The organism is Aquidulcibacter sp. (genome assembly GCF_044346625.1).
Lineage (GTDB): Bacteria > Pseudomonadota > Alphaproteobacteria > Caulobacterales > Aquidulcibacteraceae > Aquidulcibacter.
In genome coordinates this window covers 1-4,095 of sequence record NZ_JBIIYV010000139.1, presented here as the reverse complement: position 1 = coordinate 4,095, position 4,095 = coordinate 1, and the positions used below count along the sequence as shown (strand labels likewise).

The window sequence follows — 4,095 nt, the reverse complement described above, 5'->3', positions numbered from 1 at the left end:
CGAGAATGGTATTGTCGAATGTGGGGGCCGTTTTCGCATTGGCAATGGCCTCAATCTCAGCCCTTTGTTGGCGCATCCCTTCATAAAAGGCCGGCCGGAAATGTTCCGGGCGAATCCGGTCAAAAGCAGGTGCGCCAAATTTGGTGGTTTTGGTTTCAAGGAAGGGATTGCTGAACGCTTGCTCGGCTGTGGTGGTCTGGGCCGGGTTGGCCACGACAGCCAAGGGCATAGCGAAAGCGCTGAAAGCAAAAAGGGCCGCACGGAACATTGGAATCTCCCCGAGGCGGGGCCATGGCCCCGCCTGAAATTTTGAGCCGTTTTCTTAGGGGGCGGGGGAGGCTGTGTCAGCGCTAGGCGGGCTCACATTTTTGTGAGGATTGGGCAAAGCGCGATCGTCAATCATCTGCGCCACCCCCCTCCCATTTGGGCGTCCAATCCGCTAGGACCGTTTCATGACTGATATAGACACTCTCTCCCGCGATCTCTTTGCCCAATTAGATGCCGCTCAAGATGAAGCGGCCGTTGAACTGGTGCGCGTCAATGCCCTTGGAAAGAAGGGCAGCGTGTCGGAACTTCTTAAAGGCATGGGCGGGATGAGCCCCGAGGAGCGTCAAACTTTTGGCCCATTGGTCAATGGCTTGAAGCAAAGTCTCAGCGACGCGATTGGTATCAAGAAAGAGGCGCTGGCCCAAGCCGCCCTCGACGCGCGCCTTTTGGCAGAGCGCATAGATGTGACCTTGCCCGCGCGACCCGAGCGGCGCGGCAAGATCCATCCGATTATGCAGGTGTTCGAAGAGGTTCAAACCATCTTTGCCGATATGGGCTTCTCCATCGCGGAAGGGCCGGATGTGGAAGATGACTTCCACAATTTCACCGCACTGAATTTCCCGCCCAAGCATCCAGCGCGCGATATGCATGACACCTTCTTCTTTGAAGAGAAGGAAGATGGCTCGCGTATGCTGTTGCGCACCCATACCAGCCCCGTGCAAGTGCGCACCATGCTGACCCAGAAGCCGCCGATCCGGATCGTGGCACCAGGCCGCACCTATCGCTGCGACTCAGACCAGACCCACACGCCGATGTTCCACCAGATTGAAGGTCTCGTCATCGAAGACGGGGTGCATATGGGCCATCTCAAGGGCGTGCTGATGGATTTCATGCGCGCCTTCTTTGAGATCGACGACGTTGATGTGCGTTTCCGTCCACACCATTTCCCGTTCACCGAACCGTCGGCGGAAATGGATGTCCGCTGTGACCGTTCCGGTGGTGCTTTGAAGATTGGTACGGGTACAGATTGGCTCGAGATCTTGGGCTGCGGCATGGTTCATCCCAATGTGCTTCGTGCCTGCGGCATTGATCCAGATCAGTATCAAGGCTTTGCTTTCGGTATGGGGATCGACCGACTGGCGATGTTGAAATATGGCATCCCGGACTTGCGCGACATGTTTGCTGCCGATGTCCGGTGGTTGAAGCATTACGGATTTGAGCCCAGTGTCCAACCGAATCTGGCTACTGGATTGAGCTAGGTTCGGCGGCACCTCTGCCGCTCAGAGATTTTTGACAGGCGTGCCAAAGGCAAGTGCCCCATGAAGGACTAAGGATGTTGAAGCCGTTCTCGACCCGTGCGCCCACGACGCCTTCTGAGGCTGCGGAGACAATTCGTCCCTTGGTTGCTGTCAAAAAGCTTAGCCATTTTGGTGATTTGCCGTTGCCGACTTATGAAACCGGCCAATCAGCGGGCATGGATTTGCGCGCCGCTTTGGCGGAAGGCAGCCATATCGACTTGCTACCCGGTCGGCGGGCTCTGATCCCGACCGGTCTGTGCATTGCTTTGCCGGCTGGCTATGAAGCACAAGTTCGCCCCCGCTCTGGCCTCGCACTGAAGAATGGCATTACCTGCCTCAATAGCCCTGGCACGATTGATGCGGATTATCGGGGTGAAGTCGGTGTGATCCTGATCAATCATGGTTGGGAGGGCTTCCGCATCCATCGCGGCGATCGCATTGCGCAAATGGTCGTTGCCCCCATCACGCAAATTGGCTGGATGGAGTTTGAAGAGCTCGACGAGACGGCACGGGGAACAGGCGGCTTTGGCTCCACAGGCAAGGATTAAAGCACTCCCGCGGCCTGTTCAGGCAGAAGCAACGAGCACCAGGATCGTCGATCTTCAAGCACTGGGTCTCGTAACTTCACAAGCAGCAGCCGGATTAGAAGCGGTGGCGGAACGCTATGCCGTGGCGGTGACGCCGACGATGCTGGACCTGATCGACAGAGCCGACCCGCAAGACCCGATCCGGGCGCAATTTGTGCCTTCCACCTTTGAGTTACAGCACAGCCCAGAGGAAAGCGCCGACCCGATTGACGATGCAGCCTTCTCGCCCGTGCCGGGCCTCGTCCACCGTTATGAAGACCGCGTTCTTCTGAAAATTCTGTCGGTTTGCCCTGTCTATTGCCGCTTCTGCTTCCGCCGCGAGATGGTAGGGCCTGGTGGCGAGGCTTTGGTAGGCGAAAACCTGGATCAGGCTTTGGACTACATCCGGGCACGTCCTCAGATTCTTGAGGTCATCCTGACGGGCGGCGACCCCTTTATGTTGTCTGCCCGTCGCGCGCGCGACTTGGTGCAAGCCTTGGCCGCCCTTGATCATGTGAAAGTCGTGCGTTGGCATACGCGTGTGCCCGTTGTGGCGCCAGAACGCGTTACCGATGAATTTGTAAGCGCGCTAAGGGCAGAGGGCGTCGCAAGCTGGGTCGCCATTCATGCCAATCATCCGCGCGAATTCACCCCAGAAGCCAAAGCCGCCATTATTCGGATGCGTGAGGCGGGGATTAGTTTGGTTAGTCAGTCTGTCTTGCTGCGGGGCGTGAATGATCGCTTGGATGTGCTGCAAGACCTGATGCGCGGCTTTGTCGCCCTTGGGGTAAAACCCTATTATCTGCACCATCCAGACTTGGCACCCGGCACCGGCCATTTTCGGTTGCCGATTGCAGAAGGCCAAGACCTTATGGCTGGGTTGCGCCGCACGCTGACGGGCCTCGCCCAGCCCACCTATGTTTTGGATGTACCCGGTGGGGCATTTAAAGCCCCACTCGACCCAAACTATGTGCGGGAAACCGAAGGCGGCCTGCAGCTCTTAGACGGCACAGGTCTGTGGCACGACTATAAAGGCTAAGGGGTTTTTCCCAGCCTAACTCTTACCCGTTAGGCTTGCGATCTTGGCTTCGGCTTCTGCCAGCCGAACCCGTCTTTCTTCTGCAAGGCCGATATGCTTCGACCGATCCCGGAGTGCGGCTCGATAGGTTTCGCGGATGCCTAATTGTGTCGTGATACGGGCGCTAACGATCTGAAAATCCACGGGCTTGGTGACATAATCATTGGCGCCCGCCTGCAAACACTCCACCATCATGGCTTGGTCAGTCCGGGCAGAGACCATGATGATGGGCAAAGCGGCGGCAGACCGTTTGGTGCGGATTTTTTTGACCACATCCAGCCCACTTAGGCCGGGCATCATGACGTCCAGCAACAGGATATCGATCGGCGAAACGCTCAAGATATCCAGCGCCTCTGTGGCGTCACTGGCCTCATAAACGGTGGCTTGACGGTTACGTAGGCGCCGGGCTAGCACATCGATATTATCCTGCATATCGTCAACAATTAGGATGTTGGTATTGGCAAATTGGTCCTTGAGATCTTCGGTCATGACGCCGTCCTCCCTTGAAATTGGCGGTTCATTTCTTCCATCAGGTTCGGCCAATCTACCGGTTTGGTGGCAAAGGCATCACAGCCAGCTTCAAAGCAAGCTTCACGGGATTCGTTCATCGCATGGGCGGTCAAGGCGATGACCTTGATGGTTGCGCCCAACTTCTCGCGGATCAGGCGGGTGGCATCGAGGCCCGACATAATCGGCATCGATACATCCATCAGCACAAGGTCAGGCTTCCATGCCAAGGCTTGGGTTAGGGCGTCTTGACCGTCGCTGGCCCCGCGCACTTCAAATCCAGCCCGTGTAAGACGACGCATCAGCATTTCGCGATTGTCGTCATGATCCTCGGCCAGCAAAATTCTTTGCATGACGGTCCCCTGTTACCTATCGTTCA

At 56.9% G+C, this 4,095-nt stretch carries 5 protein-coding genes and 1 pseudogene; 3 read left to right on the top strand and 3 right to left on the bottom strand.

Going from position 1 to position 4,095, the window contains the following annotated elements; all coding sequences use genetic code 11:
• Positions 1-268, bottom strand: a pseudogene (locus tag ACIQ20_RS16080) (M3 family peptidase); the annotation flags it as partial.
• A gap of 184 nt (positions 269-452) precedes the next feature.
• On the opposite strand from ACIQ20_RS16080, the gene pheS reads away from it, so the two are divergent.
• The 3 genes from pheS to ACIQ20_RS16065 all read left to right on the top strand — a co-directional run bounded on the left by pheS (position 453) and on the right by ACIQ20_RS16065 (position 3,170).
• The gene (gene pheS, locus ACIQ20_RS16075; protein WP_395782095.1) at positions 453-1,526 is read left to right on the top strand and encodes a phenylalanine--tRNA ligase subunit alpha; all 1,074 of its coding nucleotides are present in this window, start codon (positions 453-455) and stop codon (positions 1,524-1,526) included.
• A 74-nt stretch (positions 1,527-1,600) separates the two neighbouring features.
• Positions 1,601-2,113, top strand: coding sequence for a dUTP diphosphatase (gene dut / locus ACIQ20_RS16070; protein ID WP_298226650.1), 513 nt, complete (start codon positions 1,601-1,603; stop codon positions 2,111-2,113).
• Positions 2,091-3,170, top strand: a complete 1,080-nt coding sequence (locus tag ACIQ20_RS16065) for a lysine-2,3-aminomutase-like protein (RefSeq protein ID WP_395782093.1) — start codon at positions 2,091-2,093, stop codon at positions 3,168-3,170. The genes dut and ACIQ20_RS16065 overlap by 23 nt, the downstream gene beginning before the upstream one ends.
• A 15-nt stretch (positions 3,171-3,185) precedes the next feature.
• Here the strand turns inward: ACIQ20_RS16065 and ACIQ20_RS16060 are convergent, their stop codons facing one another.
• On the bottom strand, positions 3,186-3,698 hold the full coding sequence (locus tag ACIQ20_RS16060) for a PleD family two-component system response regulator (protein WP_395782091.1): 513 nt from the start codon (positions 3,696-3,698) through the stop codon (positions 3,186-3,188).
• Positions 3,695-4,069 (bottom strand): response regulator, encoded by a 375-nt coding sequence (locus ACIQ20_RS16055; RefSeq protein ID WP_346383049.1) that lies wholly within the window; start codon positions 4,067-4,069, stop codon positions 3,695-3,697. The genes ACIQ20_RS16060 and ACIQ20_RS16055 overlap by 4 nt, the downstream gene beginning before the upstream one ends.
• Positions 4,070-4,095 lie beyond the last annotated feature (26 nt).